Source organism: Paracoccus lichenicola (assembly GCF_009708075.1).
Lineage (GTDB): Bacteria > Pseudomonadota > Alphaproteobacteria > Rhodobacterales > Rhodobacteraceae > Paracoccus > Paracoccus lichenicola.
In genome coordinates, this window is the sequence record NZ_WMBT01000004.1 from 73360 (window position 1) to 97760 (window position 24401).

General features: G+C 69.0%; 25 protein-coding genes. 9 read left to right on the forward strand and 16 right to left on the reverse strand.

The window, feature by feature from the left end:
- Positions 1-51 precede the first annotated feature (51 nt).
- Entirely contained in the window at positions 52-1320 is a 1269-nt protein-coding gene (locus GIY56_RS09015; RefSeq protein ID WP_154764501.1) for a 4-aminobutyrate--2-oxoglutarate transaminase, read from the reverse strand.
- A gap of 122 nt (positions 1321-1442) precedes the next feature.
- Between GIY56_RS09015 and GIY56_RS09020 the strand changes: the two genes are divergently transcribed.
- Together GIY56_RS09020 and GIY56_RS09025 are read left to right on the forward strand one after the other, a co-directional pair.
- On the forward strand, positions 1443-1865 hold the full coding sequence (locus tag GIY56_RS09020; protein WP_154764502.1) for an META domain-containing protein: 423 nt from the start codon (positions 1443-1445) through the stop codon (positions 1863-1865).
- Between the two features lie 4 nt (positions 1866-1869).
- Positions 1870-2595, forward strand: a complete 726-nt coding sequence (locus tag GIY56_RS09025; protein ID WP_328288491.1) for a rhomboid family intramembrane serine protease — start codon at positions 1870-1872, stop codon at positions 2593-2595.
- Here GIY56_RS09025 and mnmD read toward each other — a convergent pair.
- Positions 2592-3263 (reverse strand): tRNA (5-methylaminomethyl-2-thiouridine)(34)-methyltransferase MnmD, encoded by a 672-nt coding sequence (gene mnmD / locus GIY56_RS09030; protein ID WP_154764503.1) that lies wholly within the window; start codon positions 3261-3263, stop codon positions 2592-2594. The two genes, GIY56_RS09025 and mnmD, sit on opposite strands and share 4 nt — an antisense overlap.
- A 29-nt stretch (positions 3264-3292) precedes the next feature.
- On the opposite strand from mnmD, the gene GIY56_RS09035 reads away from it, so the two are divergent.
- Positions 3293-4309 carry an NAD(P)/FAD-dependent oxidoreductase gene (locus GIY56_RS09035; protein WP_154764504.1) on the forward strand — a complete coding sequence of 339 codons (1017 nt, stop codon included), beginning with the start codon at positions 3293-3295 and terminating at the stop codon, positions 4307-4309.
- Between the two features lie 56 nt (positions 4310-4365).
- Here GIY56_RS09035 and GIY56_RS09040 read toward each other — a convergent pair whose 3' ends face one another.
- Positions 4366-4887, reverse strand: coding sequence for an NnrU family protein (locus GIY56_RS09040; RefSeq protein ID WP_154764505.1), 522 nt, complete (start codon positions 4885-4887; stop codon positions 4366-4368).
- Between the two features lie 68 nt (positions 4888-4955).
- Between GIY56_RS09040 and GIY56_RS09045 the strand changes: the two genes are divergently transcribed.
- Together GIY56_RS09045 and GIY56_RS09050 are read left to right on the forward strand one after the other, a co-directional pair.
- The gene (locus tag GIY56_RS09045) at positions 4956-5519 is read left to right on the forward strand and encodes a DUF4202 domain-containing protein (protein WP_154764506.1); all 564 of its coding nucleotides are present in this window, start codon (positions 4956-4958) and stop codon (positions 5517-5519) included.
- Positions 5516-6196, forward strand: coding sequence for a sirohydrochlorin chelatase (locus GIY56_RS09050; RefSeq protein ID WP_154764507.1), 681 nt, complete (start codon positions 5516-5518; stop codon positions 6194-6196). Before GIY56_RS09045 ends, GIY56_RS09050 begins: the two co-directional genes overlap by 4 nt.
- On the opposite strand, the gene GIY56_RS09055 is transcribed toward GIY56_RS09050, so the two are convergent.
- Both GIY56_RS09055 and GIY56_RS09060 read right to left on the reverse strand, forming a co-directional pair.
- Positions 6191-6904: a GNAT family N-acetyltransferase gene (locus tag GIY56_RS09055; RefSeq protein ID WP_154764508.1), complete on the reverse strand. Its 714-nt coding sequence runs from the start codon at positions 6902-6904 to the stop codon at positions 6191-6193. The two genes, GIY56_RS09050 and GIY56_RS09055, sit on opposite strands and share 6 nt — an antisense overlap.
- Positions 6904-7644, reverse strand: coding sequence for a competence/damage-inducible protein A (locus tag GIY56_RS09060; protein WP_154764509.1), 741 nt, complete (start codon positions 7642-7644; stop codon positions 6904-6906). The genes GIY56_RS09055 and GIY56_RS09060 overlap by 1 nt, the downstream gene beginning before the upstream one ends.
- Before the next feature lie 108 nt (positions 7645-7752).
- On the opposite strand from GIY56_RS09060, the gene map reads away from it, so the two are divergent.
- A complete protein-coding gene (gene map / locus GIY56_RS09065) occupies positions 7753-8550 on the forward strand; it encodes a type I methionyl aminopeptidase (protein WP_154764510.1) in 798 nt (265 codons plus the stop codon).
- 9 nt (positions 8551-8559) lie between these two features.
- Here the strand turns inward: map and GIY56_RS09070 are convergent, their stop codons facing one another.
- The 4 genes from GIY56_RS09070 to kynU all read right to left on the reverse strand — a co-directional run bounded on the left by GIY56_RS09070 (position 8560) and on the right by kynU (position 15015).
- Positions 8560-11604 carry an efflux RND transporter permease subunit gene (locus GIY56_RS09070; protein ID WP_154764511.1) on the reverse strand — a complete coding sequence of 1015 codons (3045 nt, stop codon included), beginning with the start codon at positions 11602-11604 and terminating at the stop codon, positions 8560-8562.
- The gene (locus GIY56_RS09075) at positions 11601-12701 is read right to left on the reverse strand and encodes an efflux RND transporter periplasmic adaptor subunit (RefSeq protein WP_154764512.1); all 1101 of its coding nucleotides are present in this window, start codon (positions 12699-12701) and stop codon (positions 11601-11603) included. Before GIY56_RS09075 ends, GIY56_RS09070 begins: the two co-directional genes overlap by 4 nt.
- The gene (locus GIY56_RS09080) at positions 12698-13684 is read right to left on the reverse strand and encodes an efflux RND transporter periplasmic adaptor subunit (RefSeq protein ID WP_230312403.1); all 987 of its coding nucleotides are present in this window, start codon (positions 13682-13684) and stop codon (positions 12698-12700) included. Before GIY56_RS09080 ends, GIY56_RS09075 begins: the two co-directional genes overlap by 4 nt.
- Before the next feature lie 143 nt (positions 13685-13827).
- Positions 13828-15015, reverse strand: coding sequence for a kynureninase (gene kynU / locus GIY56_RS09085; RefSeq protein WP_154764514.1), 1188 nt, complete (start codon positions 15013-15015; stop codon positions 13828-13830).
- 63 nt (positions 15016-15078) lie between these two features.
- Between kynU and GIY56_RS09090 the strand changes: the two genes are divergently transcribed.
- Entirely contained in the window at positions 15079-15873 is a 795-nt protein-coding gene (locus GIY56_RS09090) for an alpha/beta hydrolase (RefSeq protein ID WP_154764515.1), read from the forward strand.
- Here GIY56_RS09090 and GIY56_RS09095 read toward each other — a convergent pair.
- Positions 15863-16333: a YbaK/EbsC family protein gene (locus tag GIY56_RS09095; protein WP_154764516.1), complete on the reverse strand. Its 471-nt coding sequence runs from the start codon at positions 16331-16333 to the stop codon at positions 15863-15865. The genes GIY56_RS09090 and GIY56_RS09095 overlap by 11 nt on opposite strands.
- A gap of 69 nt (positions 16334-16402) precedes the next feature.
- Between GIY56_RS09095 and GIY56_RS09100 the strand changes: the two genes are divergently transcribed.
- Positions 16403-16744, forward strand: coding sequence for a hypothetical protein (locus tag GIY56_RS09100; RefSeq protein WP_154764517.1), 342 nt, complete (start codon positions 16403-16405; stop codon positions 16742-16744).
- Positions 16745-16833: 89 nt separating this feature from the next.
- Positions 16834-18090 (forward strand): lytic murein transglycosylase, encoded by a 1257-nt coding sequence (locus GIY56_RS09105; protein ID WP_154764518.1) that lies wholly within the window; start codon positions 16834-16836, stop codon positions 18088-18090.
- Between the two features lie 548 nt (positions 18091-18638).
- Here GIY56_RS09105 and GIY56_RS09110 read toward each other — a convergent pair.
- From GIY56_RS09110 to rsfS, 6 genes are all read right to left on the reverse strand, one after another.
- Positions 18639-19130: an RNA pyrophosphohydrolase gene (locus GIY56_RS09110; RefSeq protein WP_154764519.1), complete on the reverse strand. Its 492-nt coding sequence runs from the start codon at positions 19128-19130 to the stop codon at positions 18639-18641.
- On the reverse strand, positions 19123-20553 hold the full coding sequence (locus tag GIY56_RS09115) for a S41 family peptidase (RefSeq protein ID WP_154764520.1): 1431 nt from the start codon (positions 20551-20553) through the stop codon (positions 19123-19125). Before GIY56_RS09115 ends, GIY56_RS09110 begins: the two co-directional genes overlap by 8 nt.
- 17 nt (positions 20554-20570) lie before the next feature.
- The gene (locus GIY56_RS09120; protein ID WP_154764521.1) at positions 20571-21743 is read right to left on the reverse strand and encodes a murein hydrolase activator EnvC family protein; all 1173 of its coding nucleotides are present in this window, start codon (positions 21741-21743) and stop codon (positions 20571-20573) included.
- A complete protein-coding gene (gene gpmI / locus GIY56_RS09125) occupies positions 21740-23257 on the reverse strand; it encodes a 2,3-bisphosphoglycerate-independent phosphoglycerate mutase (protein ID WP_154764522.1) in 1518 nt (505 codons plus the stop codon). The genes GIY56_RS09120 and gpmI overlap by 4 nt, the downstream gene beginning before the upstream one ends.
- Before the next feature lie 202 nt (positions 23258-23459).
- Entirely contained in the window at positions 23460-23927 is a 468-nt protein-coding gene (rlmH, locus tag GIY56_RS09130; RefSeq protein WP_328288492.1) for a 23S rRNA (pseudouridine(1915)-N(3))-methyltransferase RlmH, read from the reverse strand.
- Positions 23928-23936: 9 nt separating this feature from the next.
- Positions 23937-24359 (reverse strand): ribosome silencing factor, encoded by a 423-nt coding sequence (gene rsfS, locus GIY56_RS09135; protein WP_230312422.1) that lies wholly within the window; start codon positions 24357-24359, stop codon positions 23937-23939.
- Between the last annotated feature and the right edge of the window lie 42 nt (positions 24360-24401).

Below are 24401 nucleotides of genomic sequence, written 5' to 3' on the forward strand. Positions count from 1 at the left end.
CTGCCGATCAACAAGGCGGACCATCGGGCCAGGGTTCCGCCCGCGCTACCCCTAACCCCGCGCGGCCAGCAGGCTTTCGTCCAGGATGTCCAGTGCTTCCTCGAACACCGCGTCCGGGATCGTCAGCGGCGCCAGGAACCGGATCACGTTGCCGTAAACCCCGCAGGTCAGCAGGATCAGGTTGCGCTTCAGCGCCTCCTCGCGGACGCGGTTGGTGAAGTCGGGGTTGGGGCTGTCGGTGCCGGGGTGGTTGAACTCGACCGCGTTCATGAAGCCGGGGCCGCGGATGTCGGCGATCTGGGGGACATGGTCGCGCGCCGCCGCCAGCCGCTGCTTCAGGCGCTGGCCCAGGCGGGTGGCGCGGTCGCAGAGGCCCTCGTCGGCGATCACGTCCAGAACGGCATGGGCCGCGGCCACGCCCAGCGGGTTGCCCGCATAGGTGCCGCCCAGTCCGCCGGGATTGGGGCTGTCCATCACCTCGGCCCGGCCCGTGACCGCGCTGATCGGCAAGCCGCCGCCAAGCCCCTTGGCCATGGCCGTCAGGTCGGCGGCGACGCCGTGATGCTCCATCGCGAACAGCTTGCCGGTGCGGGCAAAGCCCGTCTGCACCTCGTCCGCGATCAGCAGCATCCCGTGATGGTCGCACAGCGCGCGCAGTTCCGCCATGAAGCCCGCCGGCACCTCGTAAAAGCCGCCCTCGCCCTGCACGGGTTCGACGATGATCGCGGCCACGCGGGCGGGTTCCAGATCGGCCTTGAACAGTTGCTGCAAGGCCTTCAGCGCGTCCTCCTTGGAAACGCCGTGCAGCGGGTTCGGGAAGGGCAGGTGCCAGACATCGGGCATCATCGGCCCGAAGCCCGCCTTGTAGGGCTGGACCTTGCCCGTCAGCGCCATGCCCATGAAGGTGCGCCCGTGGAAACCGCCGCCAAAGGCCACGACGCCAGGACGGCCCGTGTAATGGCGGGCGATCTTGACGGCATTCTCCACCGCCTCGGCCCCGGTGGTAGCGAAGATGGTCTTCTTGTCGAAATCGCCGGGCACCAGCGCGTTCAGCCGTTCGGCCAGCGAGACATAGCTCTCATACGGCACGACCTGATGGCAGGTATGGGTAAAGCGGTCCAGCTGCGCCTTGACCGCCTCGACCACGCGGGGATGGCGGTGGCCGGTGTTCACGACCGCGATTCCGGCGGCAAAGTCGATATAGCGGTTGCCGTCGCGGTCCCAGATCTCGGCATTTTCGGCGCGTTCGGCATAGATTTGCGTGGTCATGCCGACGCCCCGGGAAATGGCGGCGTTCTTGCGGTCGGTCATGGTGGTCATCGGAATCGCTCCTTGTCGGACTTGGCGGATGCTAGCGCAGCCCCGATGCGCCGAACAGGCCCGCCCTTGCACAGCCCGTCCCGCCGCGCGATGCTGGCCGGGAAGACCGCCCCGAGGACCGCATGACCCTGACCCGCACCCTTGCCGCGCTTGCAGCCGCAGCCGCCCTCGCCGCCTGCCAAGACGCGGGCGAAAGGTCGGTGGCGATGCTGCGGCCGGGCAGCAGCTTCACCGTGGCCCGCATCGACGGCGCCCCCGCCCCCGCCGGCGTCACCTTCGAGGTGGGCGAGGGCAGCCGCGTCACGGGCCGCGCGCCCTGCAACCGCTACAGCGGGCAGCTGACCGAAAGCGGCGGCGCCATGACGGTCAGCGGCACGGTGATGACCCGCATGGCCTGCGGGGAAGCGGACCGCATGATGGCCGAAACGCGCTTTGGCATCGCCCTGGGCAGCGTCACCGCGGCCCGCCGAACGGGCGAGGGCATCGCGCTGACCGACCCCGAGGGGCGAGAGCGCCTGGGCCTGGTCCCCGCGGGCGGGCAATAGGCCGGTGTTCCCGATCCGGGACCACAACCCGTCCAACCAGCGGCCCTGGATCACCTATGGCCTGATCGCCGTCAACATCGCGATGTATCTGCTGACCCTGCCGTTCTTCGCGGGCGGCGAATGGTTGTGGGTGCGGTTGGCGCTGTACCCCCTGGCGGTGACGCAGGGGGACATGCTGTGGGGCCTGCTGACCCACATGTTCCTGCACGCCGGGATCCTGCACGTCGCGGGCAACCTGCTGTTCCTGTACATCTTCGGCGACAATCTGGAGGAGCAGCTGGGCCGCCTGGGGTTCCTGGGTTTCTATCTGCTGGCCGGGCTTGCGGCGGCCGCGGCGCAGATGGCGGCCGATCCGCTGTCGGCCATCCCGATGGTCGGCGCCTCGGGCGCGATCGCGGGCGTGATGGGCGGCTATCTGCTGCTGTTTCCGCGTGCGCGCGTGGACATCGTCGCGATCTTCATCATCTTCTTCAAGGTCTTCACCCTGCCCGCCTGGGCCGTGCTGGGCGTCTGGCTGGCGATCCAGGTCTTCGGCGGCTTCGCCACGCCCACGGATGGGGGCGGCGTCGCCTATTGGGCCCATGCCGGGGGCTTCCTGGCCGGGGCGGTGCTGACCCTGCCGCGATTCCTGCGGCTTGGCGGGACGGGCTTCTGGGCGCGCACCCACGGCCACCCGCCGCATCCCGAGGTGGTCTATGCGCCAACCCGCATCCCGCCCGTGGGCCGCTAGGGCTTGATCCCGGCGCTCATGTGCCGCTTGCGGCCAAAGCCGGGGCGGCGGGCGACGTGGAAGCCCGCCTCGCTCAGGGCGCGCCGCACCGCGCCTGCCGCCGTATAGGTGGCGAAGGTGCCGCCCGGCGCGGTGCAGCGCCCGACATGGGCCATGATCTCCGGCCCCCACATCCCGGGGTTCTTGGCCGGGGAAAAGCCGTCGAGGAACCAGGCATCGGCCTGCCCCTGCCACGCGGGCAGCGTTTGCGCCACGTCACCGATTACCAGCCGTAAGGCGACCTGCCCCACCCGGATCACGCTGCCGCCCCAGCCTGCCCGCAACTGCGCCGACAGATCCGCCAGTTCCGGGAAGGCCGCATGGGCCTGTTCAAGCTGCGGCAGGCTCATCGGCCAACCCTCGAAGCTGGTCATCACGACCGGCACCGCCGCCACCTGCGCCAGGGCCAGGCAGTTCAGCCCGGTCCCGAACCCCAGCTCCGCCACATGAAAGCCCGCCCGCAGCCGCGCAGGCAGGTCGTTGCCGTCCAGGAACACGTGCCGCGCCTCATCCAAGCCCCCGCCCAGGCTGAAATAAGGATCGTCGAAGCGGGTGGACACCGGCACGCCGCCATCCCGCCAGTCAAGCTGCGGGTGGCGGGCGGGGTCGTGATCGGATAGTGCGCTCATGAACGGCAGCTAGGGGAAAGGCGCGGGCCTTGACAAGCGTCACGATCATCGGCGGCGGCATCTTCGGGCTGGCCTGCGCTTGGGAAATGACCCGGCGCGGCGCCCCTGTCCGCCTGATCGAGGCCGTTCGGATCGGCGCGGGATCGTCCGGCGGCCATGTCGGCGCATTGGCCCCCCACGCGCCGGACAACTGGAACCCGAAGAAGGCCTTCCAGCTGGACAGCCTGCTGATGGCCCCGGCCTTCTGGGCAGGGGTCGAGGCCGCATCCAACCTGCCCTCTGGCTATGCCCGCACCGGGCGGCTGCAACCCGCAGGGGATGCGGACCGCCTGCGCGACCGCATCGCCGCCGCCGCCGACCGTTGGCCCCAGGACTGCGCGATGCGCCTGACCGACACCCCGCCGGGCGATCTGGTGCCCGACAGCCCTTCGGGCCTGTGGCTGTTCGACACTCTGACCGCCCGCCTGTCCCCCCGCGCGGCGGGCGCGGCGCTGGCCCAAGCCATCCGCAACCGGGGCGGAGAGATCATCGAGGGCCAGACCCCCGGTCCCCTTGCCGGCCCGGTCCTCTGGGCCACCGGCACGCCGGGGCTGGAGGATCTGTCCCGCGACCTGGGCCGCCCCATCGGCAAGGGCGTCAAGGGCCAGTCGGCGCTGCTGCGCCACGCCGCCCCCGATGCGCCACAGGTCTTTGCCGACGGCCTGCACATCGTGCCCCACGGCGACGGAACGGTGGCGATCGGCTCGACCTCGGAAAACGACTACGATCACCTGGACCCCGACGACCGGATCGACGCCCTGATCGCCAAGGCCCGGGCCACCTGCCCGCAACTGCGCGGCGCCCCCGTGATCGACCGCTGGGCCGGCGCCCGCCCCCGCGCCCGGACCCGCGCTCCGATCCTGGGACCATGGCCTGGCCGCCCCGGCCACCATGTCGCCAATGGCGGTTTCAAGATCGGCTTCGGCATGGCGCCGAAGATCGCGCAGGTCATGGCCGACCTGATCCTGGACGGCCATGACGCCATCCCCGACGGCTTCCGCCTGTAACCTGCATTGGACCCCAAATATCCCACGGGGGTCCGGGGGTGTGAAACCCCCGGCCTTCACAAGGGCAAAGGCGACACCCCGATCACCAGCGGATGCAGATGCAGCAGCGCCGCCCAGATCACCACCGCCAGCAAGACCCGCCGCCATGTCACCCGGAACGCCCGGGGCAGCCCCGACCGTGCCAAGCCCGACAGCGCAAAGACCCCCATCCCGCCAAACAGGATCGCGTGCGCCAGATCGCCATTGGCGACCAGATGCGCCCCTGCCCACAGGGCAAAGGCCGCGACCAGCCCCGACAGGCCCGCGCCAAGCGCGCCCACCAGGATCGCCAGCGGCATGGCGATGTTGACCAGCCAGCGGCTCCACAACGGCTGGTCCCACAGATGCACATAGGGCGCGCGCCCCGCCGCCACGATCAGCCAATACAAAAGCCCGATCGACAGCAGGCTGAAACCCGCCAGGTATCCCCGCCGCCCCAACCTTGCCACCAGCCAGCCGCGCGGCCCGGGCAGCGCCGGGATCATGTGCGCGCCCAAAAAGCAGGCCCAGGCAAGCAGATATTCGGTCCATCCGGTCATGCCCCCCTCTAGCCGCTTGCAGCCGGAACCGCCAGCGGGTGAAACTGCGTCAAAAAGGACGCTGCACCATGACCACCCGCCTTGACCACGCCTTCCAGGCCATCGACGCCGCCAATGCCCTCGATCCGAACCTGGAGGAGGGCAAGCCCGCCAACCTGCTTTACGGCCAGCGGATGACCGAACAGCAGCAGCATCTGTTCCCCCAGGCCTCGGACGCACTGCGGATCGCCTGTCGGGGCCAGCACATCGAACGCTGGCTTCTGCCGCGCGACGCCTATCCCATGGACCGGGCGGGCTATCTGCAATGGCGTCAGGAACAGGCCCGCCGCCACGCGGATCGCATCGCGGGCATCATGGCGGATGCGGGCTACGGCGAAGACGACATCGCCCAGGCCCGCAAGATGCTGACCAAGCAGGGCCTCAAGCGCGACCCCGAGGTGCAGGCGCTGGAGGACGTGATCTGCTTCACCTTCATCCGCTGGTATCTGGGCGACTTCATGGCCGCGATCCCGGACGAGAAGATGGACCGCATCATCGAAAAGACCGCCGCCAAGATGTCCCCCGAAGGCCGCGCGCGGGCGCTGGAAGAATTTCCCATGCCAGAGGCCCTGGCCCGGCATTTCCGCCAATGACGCGGGCCGTCATCGTCTCGCACGGGCAACCCGGCGACCCCGGTCCCCAGCAGCAGGCCATCGAGGATCTGGCCGCCCGCATCCAAGCCTGCGATCCCGGCTGCCCGGTCGCGGGCGCGACGCTGGCCATGCCCGGCGCGCTGGCTGCGGTGGCGGACGGCGACAGCCTGATCTATCCGATGTTCATGGCCGAGGGATGGTTCACCCGGACCGAACTGCCCCGCCGCCTAACGCAGGCGGGCGCGGGCGGGGCGCGGGTGCTGCGGCCCTTCGGCACCGATCCGGCCCTGCCCGGCCTGATCGTGGCGCAGGCCCATGCGGCGGCCGCAGCCCAAGGCTGGGCGCCGCAGGACACCACGCTGCTGCTGTCCGCCCATGGCTCGCAGCGGTCGCAGGCGTCCTTCACCATCACCACGGCGCTTGCGGAAGGCATCGCCCCGCAGTTCGCCCGCGTCGTCACGGGCTTTGTCGAACAGGAACCCTTCCTCGCCGATGCGGCGCGCGGATTGGAACGCGCCGTCAGCCTGCCCTTCTTCGCCTTGCGGGCGGAACATGTCCTGGACGACCTGCCCGAGGCCCTGGACCAGGCGGGCTTCACCGGCCCGCGCCTCGATCCCATCGGCCTTGCGCCCGAGGTGCCCGCCCTGATCGCCGCCAGCATCCGCGCGGCGCTATGACGGCTTGGCGTAATAGGCGTATCCCGCAGCCTCGACAAACCCCAGGCGATCATAGGCGGCCCGCGCCCCCGCATTGGCGCGGCTGACCGCCAGCCCGATCCTGGTCGCGCCCTGGTCCTGCGCCCAAAACGCCGCCTGCCGCATCATCCAGCCCGCCAGCCCCCGGCGGCGAAAGGCGGGCAGGACCTCGACCGCGTGGACCATCGCCACCTTGCCATGGATCGCGGCGAAGGCCGCCCCCGCCGCACGGTCGTCGAGGCGGCCCAGGATGGCGATCTTCGGTCCCCTCACGCGGTCCATCACCGCCTGCCGCGCCGGGGTGATGCTGCCTGCCGACCAGATGTCGCGCTGGATCGCCAAGGGCGGCCAGATCGCGAAGCTGGCGAGACGCGGGATCGGCTGGCCGGTCAAGGCGGAAACCGGCGCCTGCATAATCGCGGTGGGCGTGTCGCGCCGGTATCCGGCGGCGGTCAGCGCGGCGACCAGGGCGGTGTCGGCATCCAGCACGCGGAACATCGGCTGCTGGTTCCATGCGCGATGGACCCCCTCGACCGCCGCAATATCCTCGGGCACCCAAGCCCCCACCGTCCGCGCCGAACTGACCCGCCCGCCTGCGCCAAGACCCCGGCCCACCCGGAAACCGCCCGCATCCGCGTATTCGGCGGCAGGCCAGGTGTCCTCGAAGGCCAAGGCCAGGGCGGCGTCCATCACAGCGACAGGCGCTGCTTCAGCGCGGCCATCGCCTGGGCCACACGGTCCGCGTCCAGGCCCCGCACCACCAGGTTCGTGCCCCAGCCGGTCCCGTCCTGGAAGGGATAGGATCCCAGCGACAGGTCGGGGTAATCGCCCGCCACGGCCTTCAACCCCTCGGCCACGTCGCTTTCGCCGCGCCGCACCTCGACGCTTTGGGATTGGACAGGGCGGCCGCCGGGCAGGCGCGGGATCAGCCAATCGACCATGCCGCGGAACACCTCGGGGACGCCCGCCATCACATGGGTGTTGCCGATGGAAAAGCCCGGCGCGGCCGACACGGCATTGTCGATCAGCGTCGCGCCCACCGGGATGCGGGCCATGCGCAACCGGTTCTCGGTCAATTCCATCCCCAGCCGGTCGCAGCGGGCCTGCATGATGGCGCGGGCGCCGGGGTGGATCTCGACCGTGGTGCCATGGGCGTCGGCGACCGCGTCGGCGGTGATGTCGTCATGGGTCGGCCCGATGCCGCCGCTGGTGAACAGCAGGTCGTAATCCCCGCCCAGGCTTCGGTCCAGGGCGCGGATCGCCGCCACGATCCGGTCGTGGTCATCGGCCACCACGCGGATTTCGCGCAGGTCGAAGCCGGTCGCGGACAGCACCTGCGCCAGATGATGCGCGTTGCCTTCCCGCGTGCGGCCCGACAGGATCTCGTCCCCGATCACCAGGATCGCCGCCGTCGGATTGTCGGATTGCATTGCATCGCCCCCTGAAAACCTGTGCTGGCATGGTTCTATGCCCACGCGCGGGGCTGGAACAAGGGACCATCCGAGTCTATCTATCTGGCCCAGACGAAAGGATCTCCGATGGACCAGAGCCATATCACCAAGGAAGGCATCCGCATCCATGCGCGCGAGGATTTCGCCGGGATGCACAAGGCGGGGGCCGTGGCGTCGCAGATCCTGGACGAGGTGGGACCGCTGGTGCAGCCGGGCGTCACCACCGGCGCGCTGGACGACTTCATCACCCGCCGGGTCCAGGACCTGGGCGTGACCTCGGCCACCATCGGCTATCGCGGCTATGAACATGCCAGCTGCATCAGCGTGAACCATGTCGTCTGCCACGGCATCCCGGGCGACAAGGTCCTGGCCGACGGCGACATCCTGAACATCGACGTGACCGTGATCGTCGATGGCTGGTATGGCGATTCCAGCCGCATGTATGTGGCGGGCCGCGCATCCATCAAGGCACGCCGCCTGATCCAGGTGACGCATGACGCGCTGATGAAGGGGATCGACGCGGTGCGCCCCGGCGCCACCTTCGGCGACATCGGCGCGGCGATCCAGACCTATGCCGAGGGGCATGGCATGTCGGTGGTGCGCGACTTTTGCGGCCACGGGCTTGGCCGCGTCTTCCACGCCCCGCCCAACGTCCTGCATTTCGGTCGCCCCGGCAAAGGCCCGGTGCTGGAAGAAGGCATGTTCTTCACCATCGAGCCGATGATCAACCTGGGCCGCCCCGAGACCAAGGTGCTGGCCGACGACTGGACCGCCGTGACTCGCGACAAGTCGCTGTCCGCGCAGTTCGAGCATTCCATCGGCGTCACCGCGGACGGCTGCGAGATCTTCACCGGGTCGGACAAGTTCTTTCCCGAACTGGGCTGACCGCCGTCTTCAGGCCTGTCCCTCGGGCGGCCTGACCCGCATCACCGCGCAATAGAGTGCCGGCACGAAGACCAGCGTGATCAGCGTGCCGGCGATGATGCCGCCCATCATGGCAAAGGCCATCGGTCCCCAGAACACCTGCCGCGCGATGGGGATCAGCGCCAGCGACGCCGCCGCCGCCGTCAGCAGGATCGGACGGGCGCGGCTGTCGGACGCCTCGAACACGGCCTGCCAGGGGCTGCGGCCCTTGTGCAGCAGTTCCTGGATCTCGTTGACCAGGATGACCGAGTTGCGGATCAGGATGCCGATCAGCGCCAGGATCCCCAGGATCGCGACAAAGCCCATCGGCACGCCAAAGGGCACCAGCACGGCGACCACCCCGATCAGGCCCAGGGGCGCCGCCGCAAAGACGATCAGCGACAAGCGGAAGCTTTGCATCTGCGCCATCACCAGCAGCGCCATGATCAGCAGCATGACGGGCACCACGGCCGCGATCGGCTCCTGGCTGTCGGCCGAGGTTTCGACGGTGCCGCCCACGGTGATCGTCACGTCGGTGGGCAGGCCCGTCTGGAATTCGGCCACGGCGGGCGCTAGCGCATCGACCAGCGTGGCGGGCTGGTCCCTGGTGGCGATGGCCGCCTTGACCGTCACCGTCGGCAGCCCGTCGCGCTGCGCGATCAACGGCTGTTCGGTCGCATAGTCCAGCGACATGATCGACGACAGCGGCGTCGCATGTCCGCTGGCCAATCTCAGTTGCAGGTTGCGGATCGAATCCAGGGAGGTCCGGTCCTCGGCCTCGCCGCGCCCGACAACGTCGATCAGGAAGATGCCGTCGCGAAGCTGCGTGACGGTCTTGCCGGAAAACAGCGCCGACAGGGTATCGGCGATCTCTTGCGTGGTCACGCCCAGCCGGCGTGCCTGATCCTGGTCGATCTCCAGCCGGACGACGCGCGCAGGCTCGTTCCAGTCCATCGAGATGTCGCGCAGCCGCGGCTCTTGCGCCAGCACGGCCGCCAGGTCGCGCGCGGCGTCGCGGGCGGCGTCGGCATCGGGCGCGCTGACGCGGTACTGCACGGGCTTGCCGACCGGCGGGCCGATTTCCAGGTTCTTGACATAGATGTCCACGCCCGCGAATTCGCGCGCGGCCCGGTCCATGATCTGCGCCTTCAGCCGGTCGCGTGCGGCCAGGTTGGGCGTCTGGATGACGATCTGGCCCATGTAGGGTCCCGGCGTCGGCACATCCATGGCCAGCACGAAGCGCGGCGCGCCGCGGCCGACATAGGATGTCCAGAACAGCACGTCCTCGTTGCCCGCCAGCATCGCCTCCAGCCGGTCCATGTCCGCGCGCGTCCTGGCGATCGACGTGTTCTGGCGTTCGACGACATCGACCAGAACCTCGGTCCGGTCGGATGTGGGGAAGAACTGCTGTTCCACGAAGCGCATCCCCCAGACCGAGACGGCGAACAGCGCCAGCGTGACGGCGATCACGATCCACCAAAAGCGCATCGACCACAGCAGCAGCCCGTGGAACCGGCGCCGCAGCCAGCCGGGCTTGTGTTCGTGGGCGTGATAGGTCCGCAGGAAGGCCACGCCCAGCAATGGCGCGAACAGCACCGCGACGATCCAGGAAATCACCAGCGACACGGCGATCACCACGAACAGCGAAAAGGTGAATTCGCCCGCCGCCGAACTGTTCAGCCCGATGGGGATGAAGCCCGCCACCGTGACCAGCGTGCCGGTCAGCATCGGGAAGGCGATCGAGGTCCAGGCATAGCTGGCGGCACTTTCCAGCGACTCGCCGATCTCCAGCCGCGAGATCATCGTCTCGATGGCGATCATCGCGTCATCGACCAGAAGCCCGAGCGCGATGATCAGCGCGCCCAGCGAGATGCGCTGCAACGTGATGCCATACAAATCCAGGATCACGAAGGTGATGGCCAGCACCAGCGGAATGGTCAGCGTCACGACAAAGCCCGCGCGGAAGCCCAGGCTGATGAAGCTGACGACCAGCACGATCAGCACGGCTTCGGCCAGGGCCTTCACGAAGTGGTCCACAGCGTAATCGACCACATGGGGCTGGTCGGCGATCTTGGCCATCTCGATGCCCACGGGCAGTTCGGCCGCCACGCGTCCCATCAGCGCGTCCAGTTCCTTGCCGAATTCCAGGATGTTCTCGCCGTCGCGCATCCCGATCTGCAGGCCGATGGCGGGCTTGCCGTTATAGCGGAACAGCGATTGCGGCGGGTCCTGGTAACCGCGGGTGACGGTCGCGACATCGCCCAGGTTGAAGAACCGCTCTCCCACGCGCAGGTTGACGGCGGCGATGGATTCGGCGTCGTCGAACTGCCCGCCCACGCGGACCAGCACCTGTTCCGGCCCGGCCTGGATCACGCCCGAGGGCTGGATCGCGTTCTGCTGGGCCAGGGTCGCGACCACCTGCTGCTGGTTCAGCCCAAGCGCCGCCAGGCGGGCGGCCGAGAATTCCAGATAGATCTGTTCGGCCTGCTCGCCCAGAAGCTCGGTCTTGCCGGCGGCGTCAAGGGCTGCGACCTGCTTGCGGATGCGTTCGACCCGGTCGCGCAATTCGCGCGGGCTGTATCCGTCGGCGGTGAAGGCATAGATGTTGCCGTACACGTCGCCGAAATCGTCGTTGAACTGGAAGCCCGCGAATTCCTCGGGGAAATCCGGGCGGATGTCGGACATCATCTCGCGCACGCGCTTCCAGATGTCGGGAACCTGGGGACCGCGCGTGGTGGGCAGCAGTTCCAGATAGACGACCGCCTGGCCCGGCATGGTGACCGACCGGGTGAAGTAAAGCTCGTCCAGTTCCTCCAGCTTCTTCTCGATCCGGGCGGTGACCTGGTTCAGCGTCTCCTCGACCGTGGCGCCAGGCAGCGAGGCGCTGATCACCATGATCTTGATGGTGAAGTTCGGGTCCTCCTCGCGGCCGAGGTTGTTGTAGCTGATCGTCCCCGCCAGCAGCGAGACGATCAGCAGGAACCACACGAAGCTGCGGTGGTTCAGCGCCCAGTCGGACAGGTTGAAACGTTTCATGGCCGGACCCTCGGTCCCACGGGTTGACCGTCGGACAGCGAATGGACGCCGCGGATCACCACCTCGTCCCCGGGTTCAAGCCCTTCGCCGATCAGCACGCGGTCGTGGAATTCGGCGGTCGGCGTGACGGGCACGGCCTCGACCCGCGCCCCCTCGCCTTCGCGCCGGACGCGCCAGACATGGGGGGCGCCGTCGCGCCGGAAGATCGCGGCAGCCGACAGCATCAGCGCGGGTTCGCTGGCGGTGCCAAGCCGGGCGCGGATCAGCGCGCCAAGGCGGAAGGGGGAATCGGGCGGCAGGGTCAGATACAGCCGCCGCGTCCGGGTCGCGGCATCGGCGATCGGGTCGATCCGGTCCAGCACCGCGCGGACCTGCCGGGCCGGATCGGTGCGCTGCCAGACGGTGAAGGCGGCATCGCGGGGCAGGCCCGCCAGGGCGGATTCGGGCAGGTCGATCACGGCTTCGCGCCGATCCTCGGCCGACAGCTGCAGGACCGGCGTGCCCGCCCCCAGCACGCTGCCGGGCGCTTCATAGACCGCGCTGACCACCCCCGAAAAGGGCGCGGTCATGCGGGCATAGCCCTGGGCATCCTGCGCCTGCACCAGCGCGGACCGGGCCTGTTCGGCCCCGGCCTCGGCCGCGGCGGCGGCGCGCTGCGCTTGTTCCAGTTGCGCCGCAGACGCGACGTTGCGGGCGGCCAGCGCCCTTGTCCGTTCCAGCGTCAGGCGGGCGGTGTCGCGCTGCACCTCGGCCGCGGCAAGGGCGGCTTCGGCGGCGCGGGTGGTCGCCTCCAGATCCTCGGCGGCCAGGTTGGCCAGCACGTCGCCCTGCCGGACCCGGTCGCCCAGATCCACGGGGCGCGACACCATCCGGCCCAGCGTCTGGAAGGCCATCGTCACCTGCGTGCGCGAGGCCACGACCCCGGGGATCCAGCGCGCATCCTCGCCCCGGTCCTCGACGATCTCGGACACGACGGGGCGGATCGGGATGTCGCCCTGGGCATGGGAGCTGAAGTCGAGCCATGCGGGCAGGTCCAGGGCGCGGACCGGCGCGGCGCAGGTCAGCGCGGCCAGCAGGGCGATCGGCAGGACCTTCATGGCAGCGCCTCGGCCTGCCGCACCTGCCGGCCCGGATAAAGAAGCTGAGAGCCTGCGCCCACCACGACATCGCCCGCCCGGATGCCGCCGGACAGATAGACCACGTCATTGGCGAAATGGCCGATGGTCACCGGCACCAGGCTGACCCGGTTTTCCCCGTCCAGACGCCACACGGCGGGCCGGTCGCCATCGCGCATCAGCGCCGTCCAGGGCACGGCGATCCCCGCGTTCGCGGCGATGTCCACATGGCCGCGCACGGCAGCCCCCAGCAGGGCGGTGTCGCCGTCCCCATCGTCGATGCCGACGCGCAGGGTCACGGTTCCCGTGGCCGGATCGACCAGGGGCGAGATTTCCGTCACCGTTCCCCGCATCGGGGGGCGGTCGATGTCGATGGTCTCCAGCCGCACCGGGGCGCCCAAGGCGCTGTCCAGGCCGGGATGATCGGGGGCGTCGAACACGGCCTCCAGCCCTTCCAGCGTGGCGATGGTCAGCACCGCCTGCGCCGCGCCGACGATCTGGCCGGGCGCCATGTCGCGGGCGGTCACCACGGCATCCGTGGGCGCGCGCAGGATCGTGTCCCCGACCGCCCGGCGGGCCTGGTCCAGCGTGCTTTCGGCGCGCTCGGTGGCGCCCTGTGCCTCGGACAGGGCTTGCAGGGCCTCGTCGCGGGCGGCGCGGGTGCCGACGCCCCGCGCCAGCAGCGCCTCGGCCCGGTCGGCGGCCTGGCGGGCCTGCGCCAGACCGGCGCGCGCCGCGGCCAGCCCGGCCTCGGCCACGCGCAGGGCCTGGTCCTGCTGGACCGAATCCAGCCGCGCGAGTTCCTGCCCCTGCCTCACCCGGTCGCCTTCATCGACCAGGACGCCCGTCACGCGCCCGGCCTGGCGAAAGCTCATCTCGACGCTGTCGGTGGCGGCGATGCTGCCCGAAAGCTGCAGGTCAAGCCGGACCGCCCTTTCCCGGGCCGCGACCAGTTCGACGCGCAACGGCTCGCCCTGCGGCAACGCCGGGGACGCGCTTGCACCCACAGCAGCAATGAACCAGGCAAATCGAAACACGCGCATAAACACGTCCCATCAAATGTCGTATTTGTGTGCGTCATAATCGGAGCCGAGAAAAGGCCCTGCCTTCACGTCACCGCGGCCTTGTGATGAAACTTTTCGGCATCCCAGGACCCGTCGCGCAGGATCCGGGCCAGCGTTTCGACCGCGCGGCCGACATCGTCACCGTCGTTGTAAAGCGGCGCGAAGCCGAAGCGCAGCACGTCGGGCGCGCGGAAATCGCCCACCACGCCCGCCGCGATCAGCGCCTGCATGACCGCATAGGCCTGCGGATGGCGGAACCCGACTTGCGACCCGCGCCGCGCCGGATCGCGGGGCGAGTTCAGTGTCAGGCCGGGGCATTGCGCCTCGACGCCCGCGATGAAGGCCTGGGTCAATTCGATCGACCGGGCGCGCAGGTCGGACAGCGCGACGCCGTCCCAGACATCCAGCGCGGCGTCCAGCGCGGTCAGGGCGATCACCGGCGGCGTGCCGACGCGCATCCGCTCGACCCCGGCGGCGGGGCGATAACCTTCCTCGAAGGCGAAGGGCGCGTCGTGCCCCATCCAGCCTTGCAGGATCGGCTGGGCGGCATCGGCATGGCGCGGATGGGTCCAGATGAAGGCCGGCGCGCCCGGCCCGCCGTTGAGATACTTGTAGGTGCAGCCGACCGCGAAATCGGCATCCGCCCCGGTCAGGTCCACATCGACCGCCCCCGCCGAATGGGCCAGGTCCCACAAGGCCAGTGCGCCCGCGTCATGCGCCCTTGCCGTCAGCGCGGCCATGTCGTGGCGGCGGCCGGTGCGGTAATCGACCTCGGTCAGCATCAGGACGGCCAGATCCGGGGTGATGGCGTCCTCGACCGCCTCGGGGGCGACCACGCGCAATTCGGCGCCGACCGCCCGGGCCAGGCCCTGGGCCACGTACAGGTCCGACGGAAAGTTGCCGCTGTCGGACAGGATCACCCGGCGGCCGGGGCGCAGGCGCAGCGCGGCGCTGAGGGCCTGGAACACCTTGATCGACAGGGTGTCGCCCATCACCACCTGCCCCGGACCCGCGCCGATCAGGGGGGCGATGCGGTCGCCAACCTTGCGCGGCTGGACATACCAGCCCGCCTTGTTCCAGCCGGCGATCAGCATGTCCGACCATTCGTCCGCCATCATCCGCGCCACGCGGTCCCGCGCGGCGACAGGCATCGGTCCCAGCGAATTGCCGTCCAGATAGGTGATGCCCGGGGGCAGGTGAAAGGCGCGGCGGGTGGCGGCGAAATCGGTCATGGCGGTTCCCTCTCTTGACCGCAGGCTAGCACCGGCCTTTCCTGCCGGAAAGAGAGGGACAGGATGCTGTATCACGTCACCGACTGGGACGACGCCTATGCCAACGGCGCGCATATCCCGCAGGCCGAGGGCTTCGTGCCCCGCTGGCAGGATGCCGCCGCCCGGTTCCGCAAGGCCCACCCGCCCGAGCCGCTGGGGCGCGGCCACCTGTTCCGCCCGGCAGGCCGCGCGCGGGGGCTGATGGTCTTTGTCCATGGCGGCTACTGGATGGCCTTCGATCCCGGCACCTGGTCGCATCTGGCGGCGGGCGCGCTGGGGCAGGACTGGGCGGTGGCGATGCCCGCCTATACCCTGGCCCCGCAGGCGCGGATCGCGCAGATGACCTGCGAGGTCGCCCTGGCGGTTGCCGAGGCTGCGGGCCGCGTGGATGGCCCGGTTGCCCTGACGGGCCATTCGGCGGGCGGGCATCTGGCCGCGCGGATGATCTGCAACGACGGCACCCTGCCTGACGCGGTGGCCGCGCGCGTGACGGCCTGCGTCCCGATCTCGCCCTTGGCCGACCTGCGCCCCTTGCTGCGCACCGCCAAGAACGCCACGCTGCGGCTGGACGGGTCCGAGGCCATGGCGGAAAGCCCCGCCCTGCTGTCTCCGCGCCCGGGCATCCCCGTGACCACCTGGGTCGGCGGGATGGAACGGCCCGAGTTCATCCGCCAGGCCCGGCTGCTGGCCGACATGTGGGCGGGCCTCGGCGCACCCACCGATTGCGTGATCGACCCCGGCCGCCACCATTTCGACGTGATCGAGGGGTTGGAACGGGCGGACAGTCCGTTGATGGAACGGGTGCTGGTCAGCCGGTAAAATCCGCCACCTTCGCCCCCGTCACATCCAGCAGCACCCCCGGCGCGATCGAAAACACATGCCGGGGCGTGCCTGCCGCCGCCCAGACGCGGTTAAAGTCCAACAGGCGCGGATCGAAAAAGGCCGTCACCAGCTTCAGGTGCCCGACCGGGGCCACGCCGCCGATGGCGAAGCCGGTTTCCTCGCGGATCAGCGCGGCGTCGGCCTTGCCCAAGGGCTGCCCCGCCACCGCCGCCGCCCTGGCGGGATCGACGCGGTTGCCGCCAGCGGTCAGGAACAGGACGACATGGCCCGTCGCCTCGCCCCGGAAGATGATCGACTTGGCGATCTGATCGACCGCGCAGCCCGCCGCCCGCGCGGCCTCTTCGGCGGTGCGGGTGCCGTCGGCCATTTCCAGGATCTCGGTCTGCACCCCCGCCGCATCCAGGGCCGCCCTGACCCGCGCCACGCTTTTGCTCATGTCATCCTCCTGCGTCTTGCGCCCCGGCGCCAATCGTGCTGTTGCAAGGGGATCATCACGGAGGCCGCCATGAACGTCTATACCCTGCTGGTGGAGGTGGGCCGGACCAAGGACGACGGGTTGCCAGACGGATCGACCGGCGCCGCTCTGATCTGCTATGCCGCGGGCCATGACGAACCCGAGGCGGTGCGCGAAACCGTGGCCATCCTGAAGCAGGCCGACCTGTCGCCCCTGGACGTGACCGGATACGGATCCCTGGACGAACGCCTGGCCGAGGGCCACGAGATCGACGACGAGGAACGCGCCCTGATGCAACGGGCGCTGGACGAGAACTCGGTCATCATCGCGCAGTTGCAGCCTTTCTTCAAAGGCTGCGAGGGCGCGGGGGACGAGGACGAAACGCTGCATTGAAGCGGCCCGACCGGCCTATTCAAGCCAAATCGCATTCGCTAGACTGCGCCCAACAAGAACAGCAGCAGTTACACGGACAGGCGATCCCCATGACCATCACCCGCATCTTCCTGACCACCGCCCTGGTGGGCGCTCTGGCGTCCTGTGGCGGTCCGATGAACCGTGCGCCGGGCGCGATGACCGGCAGCGGCCCGGTGACGCCCGCGCCGATCCCCGCGGCCTCGGCGGGGGACGAGGCGGGCTTGCAGAACTTCGTCCAGTCCTTCCGGCCGCGCGCCCTGGCATCCGGCGTGTCGCCCGCCACCTATGACCGCGCCATGCGCATCGCCCGCTACAACCCCGAGGTGATCCGCCTGGACCGCAAGCAGGCCGAGTTCAGCCGCCCGGTCTGGCTGTATCTGGACAGCGCCGTGTCGGACGTGCGCGTCACCACCGGGCGGCAAAAGGCCGCGCAACTGGGGGGCGTGCTGTCCCAGATCGAGGCCCGTTACGGCGTCCCGCGCGAAATCGTGCTGGCCGTCTGGGGGATGGAATCGAACTTCGGCGCGAACCGGGGCAAGATGCAGATCATCCCGTCGCTGGCGACGCTCGCCTATGACGGCCGGCGGGGCGAGATGTTCCAGAACCAGCTGATCGCCTCGCTGCGGATCCTTCAGGCGGGCGACACCGATCCCGAACACATGCTGGGAAGCTGGGCGGGGGCCATGGGCCACACGCAGTTCATGCCGACCTCGTATCTGGACTACGCCGTCGATTTCACCGGCGACGGCCGGCGCGACATCTGGTCGGACGATCCGACCGATTCGCTGGCATCCACCGCCAACTACCTGCGCCGCAACGGCTGGGTGCCGGGCCAGGCCTGGGGGGCCGAGGTGCAACTGCCACAGGGCTTCAATATGGGCCTGGTCGGCAAGGGCACGCGGCGGTCGGACTGGGCCGCGCAGGGCGTGCGCCGGATCGGCGGCGGCGCGCTGCCGGGCGGCAACGGGTCGATCATCATGCCGGCGGGGGCGAACGGCCCGGCCTTCCTGATTCTGGACAACTTCCGCTCGATCCTGCGCTACAACAACTCGGACAACTATGCGCTTGGCGTGGCGTTTCTGGGCGAACGCATCGCGGGACGCGCGGGGGTGCAGGGATCGTGGCCGAGGAACGACCGCACCCTGACCACCGGCGAACGCCAGGAAATCCAGCAGCGCCTGCGCGCCAAGGGGTTCTACCAAGGCGAGATCGACGGACTGTTCGGCGCCGCCACGATGGAATCGGTCGCGGCCTATCAGCGGTCCATTGGGGTCACGCCGGACGGGTATCCGACCTCGATCCTGTTGGGGCAGTTGCGGCGGTAAGAACAATGTTGCGAGGCAGCCCATCACTGCCTCGCAATACGATCAAACGGACATTGAAAACCCATCGATTACGCGCTGTCGCGCCACAACGTGTCCCAGCCTGACGCCATTTTCACGATAGGCTAACAGGCCGCGGCGAGATGGATGGGGTAGCCGACGAATGGAAATGTCGGAGGGCAGATTTAAAAAAATTTCGCTGCGCCAAGCGGCTTGTCCCATAAGAAGAACCAGTCTAACCCCTGCGTCCAAGATCAGCGGCCTATTATAGTCCGCGCCTTCCCGAAGGATGGTTGCACTGACGTTCCGTTGCCGATCGTACCAAGGCACAGCGTTGAGGGGCAGTCCAGCGGACAATGGAATTCCGTTTTTCTCTAACGCCTCTCGCATGACTTCTGCGGTTGGATCATCGTTCAGCACCCCGAGTTCACCAGACCTTTGAGCACCGCATCCCGCCCCATGAATAGTGCCCGGATCCTGCAAAATCCACGCAACGCGATAAGGACCACAGTGGTAAGGCGCAATGCGCGGATAACAACGCATAGAGGTTGCTATCGAAGCCATCTCTCAAACGCCCCCAGCACCTCCTCGTAAACCCCCCGCTTGAACGGCACGATGTTTTCCAGCAGCGCCGCCGCCGGCATCCAGCGCCATTCCTGGAACTCGGGGTGGTCGGTGTCGATGCGGATGTCTGCATCATCACCCAGAAACCGCATCAGCACCCATTTCTGGCGCTGCCCGCCATACCGGCCCTTCCAGACCTTGCCCAGCAGTTCGGGCGGCAGGTCGTAGTAAACCCAGTCCGGGGTTTCCCCCACCACCTCGACCTTGTCCGAAGGAACGCCGGTTTCCTCGACCAACTCGCGCAAGGCGGCCTGGCGCGGATCCTCGCCCGCATCAATCCCCCCTTGCGGCATCTGCCAGGCGCCGGGCATGTCGATGCGTCGGCCCGCGAAGACCAGGCCATCCGCGTTGATCAGCACCACGCCCGCGCAGGGGCGATAGGGCAGCCCGCCCGGCCCTTTCCGGTCCCCGTCAGCCATTCGTCTTGGCGGCTCCGGTTCCTTCGGTCCCCGACCCCTCGCCCGTCATGGCGGGGGTGGAAGCAGTGGGCACCTGGTCCGCCTTGAAATCGACGGCGGCCAGGCCCTTGAGGATGTCCACGGCATAGGCCAGCTGGTAGTCCTCCTCGCGCAGCTTGGCGGTAGCCTCGACCTCGGCGGCCTCGTCCTCGATCTGCTTCTTCTCGTCGTCGCTGACGGAATCGTTGTTCAGCGCGCCGCGTAGGTCGGCCTCGGACCGGCCGAAGTTCGACTGGGTGCGGGGGCCTTCCTCCTCGTCACCGGCCTTCGCGGGGGGCGCAGGCTGGGCCACCAGGATGTCGGGCTGGATGCCCAGCGACTGGATCGAGCGGCCGGACGGCGTGTAATAGCGCGCGGTCGTCAGCCGGATGGCGCTGTCGGCCGTGACCGGCATCACCGTCTGGACCGATCCCTTGCCGAAGGTCTTTTCGCCCACGACGATGGCCCGGCGGTGGTCCTGCAACGCGCCCGCGACGATTTCCGACGCGCTGGCCGATCCGCCATTGGTCAGCACGACCATCGGCTTGCCCTGGGCCAGATCGCCGGATTCGGCGTTCCAGCGTTCGCTTTCCTCGGGGTTGCGGCCGCGGGTGCTGACGATCTCGCCCGCGTCCAAGAAGGCGTCGGACACGCTGATCGCCTGGTTCAGCAGGCCGCCCGGGTTGTTGCGCAGATCCAGCACGAAGCCCGTCACCTTGTCGATCCCGCCCGCGTCCTTGACCGCCTTGTCCAGTTCCGCCTTCAGCGTGTCATAGGTCTCGTCGTTGAAGGTGGACACGCGCAGCACGACCGAATGGCCTTCCACCCGCGTCTTGACCACCGTCAGCTTGATCGTGTCGCGCGTCATGGTCAGGTCGAAGGGTTCCGTCTCGCCCTCGCGCAGGATGGTGACGGTGATTTCCGACCCGATGGGACCGCGCATCATGTCAACCGCCTGGTCCAGCGTCAGCCCCATCAGCGATTCGCCGTTCACATGGGTGATGAAGTCGCCCGTCTTGACCCCCGCCGTCGCGGCGGGCGTGTCGTCGATGGGGGACACGACCTTGACCAGCCCTTCCTCCTGGCTGACCTCGATCCCCAGGCCGCCGAAGCTGCCGCGGGTCTGGGTCTGCATGTCCTCGTAGTCGCTGGCCGACAGGAACGAGGAATGCGGGTCAAGCGAGGTCAGCATCCCGTTGATCGCGGCCTCGATCAGTTCCTTGTCGTCGGGCGCCTCGACATAATCGGCGCGCACCCGTTCAAAAACGTTGCCGAACAGTTCCAGCTGTTCATAGATCGAGGCATTGCTGCCGGTTTCCTGCGCCACCAGCGGCCCGGCGATCTGGGTGGTCAGCAAGGCGCCGGCCAGAACGCCGCCCACGCCTGCGATCAGATAATGTTTCATGACGGCCTTTCCTGCCTTCAATCCTGTTCAGGCTCCACGACGCGATTCAGCATGAACCAGTCCGCCGGGTCCAGAGTTTCCTGTCCCTTGCGCAATTCAAGATACAGGGATTCGGTCTGCCCTGCACTGCCGCCAATGGCGGCATCGGTCACGAATTGCGCGCCGAATTCCTGGGCCGACGCCTCGGACCCGCCCATCAGGCCCAGGGGATCGCCCGCCCCCAGCACGTCGCCCACTTCTCCGAACACCTGCGACATGCCCGCGAAGACCAGAAGATAACCGCGCGCAGGCTCGACGATCATCACATTGCCGTAATCCAGCAGCGGACCGCGATAACGGATCGTCGCGGGCCAGGGGGTCGTCACCAGGGCGGCCGGGGGCGTGGCGATCACCCAGCCGGGGCGTTCGACGCCCGCCGCATCGGGCTGGTCGTAAAGCCGCAGGATGGTGCCGACGACCGGCAGGGGCAGGCTGCCCCGGGCACCCTCGAAATCCTCCAGGGGGGGACCCACATCCATCTGCACCTTGGCGACGCCTGCCGCGAATTCGTCAAGCGACTGCGCCGCATCGCGCAGCTTTTGCAGCTCCGCCGGCGCATCGGCAAAGCGGACCGGCAGGCTGGAACGGTCGGTGACGGCGCTGGCCAGAAGCCGGCGCGCCTCCTGGACAGAGGCCAGCCCCGCGCCCAGCATCTGCGCCGCGCCCGCCTGCAAGTCGCGCACGGTGGCGATTTCGCGCAGGTCGTCCTGCAACCGCTCGGCCTCGGACCGCAGGCCGGGGGTAACATCGGCCAGCACCATGCCGAACCGGGCATTGGCCAGCGCGCCCGCCGGATGCAGCAGCATCGTGGTTTCGGGCGATTGCTGCAGCGCCGTCATCGCGCCCAGGACCGAGGCCAGCTGCACCCGCTGCGATTCGAAGCGCGCGCGCAGTTCCGCCTCGCGCGCGCTGGCTTGGCGCAACCCCTCGCGCAGGGCGGCGAGGCCCTGTTCGTAACCCCGGATCACCTCGGTCAGGGCGACCACCTGGTCGTCGGCGGTCAGCGCATCGGCCAGCTTGGCCACCGCGGCGCGCAACTGGGCGGCGGCGTCCTGCGCCTCGGCCACGGCGGCGCTGACCGAGGGTTCCTGCGCCTGAACGGGCGCGATGGCGACCAGGGCAGCCAGGGCCAGGGGAAGAAGGAACTTCATGCGGTCACGATCAGGCTTTCGCCCGTCATCTCGGCAGGCCGGTCAAGGCCCATCAGCGCCAGCACCGTCGGCGCCAGATCGGCCAGCCGCCCCTTGCGCAGCCTTGCGCCCGCCGGGCCGCCATAAACGATCACCGGCACCGGGTTGGTGGTGTGCGCGGTATGCGGCCCGCCGGTCACGGGGTCGATCATCGTCTCGCAATTGCCATGGTCGGCGCAGATCACCGCCGCGCCGCCCGCGCGGTCCAGCGCATCGAGCATCCGGCCCAGGCCGCGGTCCACGGCCTCGCAGGCCAGGATAGCGGCAGGCAGGCTGCCGGTATGGCCCACCATGTCGGGATTGGCGAAGTTCACCACGATCAGGTCATAGCCCGCGCCGATCACCTCGACCAGCTTTGCCGCGACCTCGTCGGCGGCCATTTCGGGCGCCAGGTCATAGGTCGCGACCTTGGGGCTGGAGGGCATGAAGCGGTCCTCGCCGGGTTCGGGGGTTTCCTTCCCGCCGTTCAGGAAGAAGGTGACATGGGGGTACTTTTCCGTCTCGGCCAGGCGGAACTGGCGCAGGCCCTTGGCCGCCACCCAGGCCCCCAGCGTGTTGACCACCTGCCGCTTCGGGTATGCGGCGGTCATGTATTCGTTGTGCCGGGCGCTGTAATCGACCATGCCCAGCAACGCCGCCCATTCCGGGCGGTCGGACGTGTCGAAGTGATCGAAGCCCGGATCGGCCAGGGCGGCCAGGATTTCCCGCGCCCGGTCGGCCCGGAAGTTGAGGCAGAAGAACCCGTCCCCGTCCATCGCGCCGTTATAGCCGTCGATGATGAAGGGCGCGATGAACTCGTCCGTTTCGCCGCGCCCGTAAGCCGTGGTCACGGCCAGGTCGGCCGACAGCGCGGGTTCGCCCTGCCCCGCGACGATGGCGCGATAGGCGCGCTCGACCCGTTCCCAGCGGTTGTCGCGGTCCATCGCGAAGTAGCGGCCGATCACCGTGCCGATGCGCGCGCCTTCGGGCAGGGTGCCCTGCAATTCGGTGATGAAGCCCATGGCCGATTGCGGGGGCACGTCGCGCCCGTCGGTGATGGCATGGACCACGACCGGAACGCCCGCCCCGGCGATGGCGCGGATGGCGGCCTGGACATGGACCACATGGCCATGCACGCCGCCGTCCGAGACGATGCCCATCAGATGCGCCGTCCCGCCCGTGGCGCGCAGGCGTTCGACGAATCGGACCAGGCCTTCGTTGCCCACGAAGCTGCCATCCTCGATCGCCAGGTCGATCTGGCCCAGGTCCATGGCGACCACGCGGCCCGCGCCGATATTGGTGTGGCCCACCTCGGAATTGCCCATCTGCCCGCGCGGCAGGCCCACGTCGGGACCGAAGGTCGTCAGCGTCGCATGGGGGCAGTCGCGCATCAGCCGGTCGAAGTTCGGCGTCGCCGCCTGGTCCGGCGCGCTTTGCTCGGGCCGGTCCGAGATGCCCCAACCGTCAAGAATGCACAGGACCACAGGTTTCGTCATATCGCCCCTCGGGTTGATTTGCGCCTTGTTACGCTGGCGCGGCGGTTGCGGCAACCGCAAGGCCGGGGGCCAGCCCCCGGACCCCCGGGATATTTAGACAAAGGTGAAAGCCACTCTCATTTTCACCTTTGCTTAAATATCCGCAGGGGTGAATTGGCCGCAGGCCAAGAGGGGGCGGCAGCCCCCTGCCACGCTGCCGCAGTCATTCCCGGTGATAAGGGGATCCCGCCAGAATCGTCGCGGCACGGTAAAGCTGTTCGGCCAGCATCACGCGGACCAGCATGTGCGGCCAGACCATGCGGCCCAGGCTGATCTGCCAGTCGGCCCGCGCGCGCAGGGACGGGTCCAGGCCGTCCGCGCCGCCGATCACGAAGCACAGGTCGCGGGCCTGGTCCCGCCAATCCGCCAGCCGCCGGGCAAACTCGGGCGAAGTCGGCTGCTCGCCCCGTTCGTCCATCATCACCAGGGCCGCGCCGGGCGGGATGGCGCGCAGCAAAAGCTCGGCCTCGGCCGCCATGCCGCCGCCGCGCTTGTCCTCGACCTCGTGGAGGGTGACGGGCGGCAGGCCAAGGCTGCGCCCGGCCTTGGCGAAGCGGTCGAGGTAGTCTTCCACCATCATCGCCTCGGGACCCTTGCGCAGCCGCCCGACCGCGGCGATGTCGATGCGCACGCTGCCCGACTACATCGCCGGGCGGGTTCCCTCGCGCACGCGGCTCAGCGCGTCGGCGGGCATCCACATCTTTTCAAGCTGATAGAATTCCCGCACCTCGGGGCGGAAGACATGGACAATGACATCGTCGGTGTCGATCAGCACCCAATCGCCTGTGTCCTTGCCCTCGATCCGGGGGGTGCGGCCGGTCAGTTGCTTCATCCGGTCGGCCAGCTTTTCGGCGATGGCGCCCACCTGGCGCGCGCTGCGGCCCGATGCGATCACCATGTGATCCGCCATGGCCGACCGTCCGCGCAGGTCGATCGTGACGATGTCCTCGGCCTTGTCGTCGTCAAGCGAGGACAGGATGCGGTCCAGGATCTGGTCGCTGGTCAGATCGTGACCGCCAGGGGTCGCAGCCGGCCCCGTGGCCGGCGAGACGTGTTGTGACAGGGTCTAATCCTCCGGTCAGCGCGCCGATCGCCCCCGGCGCAG

Excerpts from the sequence above, each read along its gene's own strand:
- GIY56_RS09055 (WP_154764508.1), bottom strand. The coding sequence starts at position 6,904 with ATGGACGCCGCCCTGGCCTTGGCCTTCGAGGACACCTGGCCTGCCGCC.
- GIY56_RS09015 (WP_154764501.1), bottom strand. The coding sequence starts at position 1,320 with ATGACCACCATGACCGACCGCAAGAACGCCGCCATTTCCCGGGGCGTC.
- mnmD (WP_154764503.1), bottom strand. The coding sequence starts at position 3,263 with ATGAGCGCACTATCCGATCACGACCCCGCCCGCCACCCGCAGCTTGAC.
- GIY56_RS09020 (WP_154764502.1), top strand. The coding sequence starts at position 1,443 with ATGACCCTGACCCGCACCCTTGCCGCGCTTGCAGCCGCAGCCGCCCTC.
- GIY56_RS09115 (WP_154764520.1), bottom strand. The coding sequence starts at position 20,553 with ATGAAACATTATCTGATCGCAGGCGTGGGCGGCGTTCTGGCCGGCGCC.
- GIY56_RS09090 (WP_154764515.1), top strand. The coding sequence starts at position 15,079 with ATGCTGTATCACGTCACCGACTGGGACGACGCCTATGCCAACGGCGCG.
- gpmI (WP_154764522.1), bottom strand. The coding sequence starts at position 23,257 with ATGACGAAACCTGTGGTCCTGTGCATTCTTGACGGTTGGGGCATCTCG.
- GIY56_RS09120 (WP_154764521.1), bottom strand. The coding sequence starts at position 21,743 with ATGAAGTTCCTTCTTCCCCTGGCCCTGGCTGCCCTGGTCGCCATCGCG.
- kynU (WP_154764514.1), bottom strand. The coding sequence starts at position 15,015 with ATGACCGATTTCGCCGCCACCCGCCGCGCCTTTCACCTGCCCCCGGGC.
- GIY56_RS09075 (WP_154764512.1), bottom strand. The coding sequence starts at position 12,701 with ATGAAGGTCCTGCCGATCGCCCTGCTGGCCGCGCTGACCTGCGCCGCG.
- GIY56_RS09050 (WP_154764507.1), top strand. The coding sequence starts at position 5,516 with ATGACGCGGGCCGTCATCGTCTCGCACGGGCAACCCGGCGACCCCGGT.
- GIY56_RS09095 (WP_154764516.1), bottom strand. The coding sequence starts at position 16,333 with ATGAGCAAAAGCGTGGCGCGGGTCAGGGCGGCCCTGGATGCGGCGGGG.
- GIY56_RS09060 (WP_154764509.1), bottom strand. The coding sequence starts at position 7,644 with ATGCAATCCGACAATCCGACGGCGGCGATCCTGGTGATCGGGGACGAG.
- GIY56_RS09070 (WP_154764511.1), bottom strand. The coding sequence starts at position 11,604 with ATGAAACGTTTCAACCTGTCCGACTGGGCGCTGAACCACCGCAGCTTC.
- GIY56_RS09105 (WP_154764518.1), top strand. The coding sequence starts at position 16,834 with ATGACCATCACCCGCATCTTCCTGACCACCGCCCTGGTGGGCGCTCTG.
- GIY56_RS09110 (WP_154764519.1), bottom strand. The coding sequence starts at position 19,130 with ATGGCTGACGGGGACCGGAAAGGGCCGGGCGGGCTGCCCTATCGCCCC.
- map (WP_154764510.1), top strand. The coding sequence starts at position 7,753 with ATGGACCAGAGCCATATCACCAAGGAAGGCATCCGCATCCATGCGCGC.
- GIY56_RS09045 (WP_154764506.1), top strand. The coding sequence starts at position 4,956 with ATGACCACCCGCCTTGACCACGCCTTCCAGGCCATCGACGCCGCCAAT.
- GIY56_RS09040 (WP_154764505.1), bottom strand. The coding sequence starts at position 4,887 with ATGACCGGATGGACCGAATATCTGCTTGCCTGGGCCTGCTTTTTGGGC.
- GIY56_RS09100 (WP_154764517.1), top strand. The coding sequence starts at position 16,403 with ATGAACGTCTATACCCTGCTGGTGGAGGTGGGCCGGACCAAGGACGAC.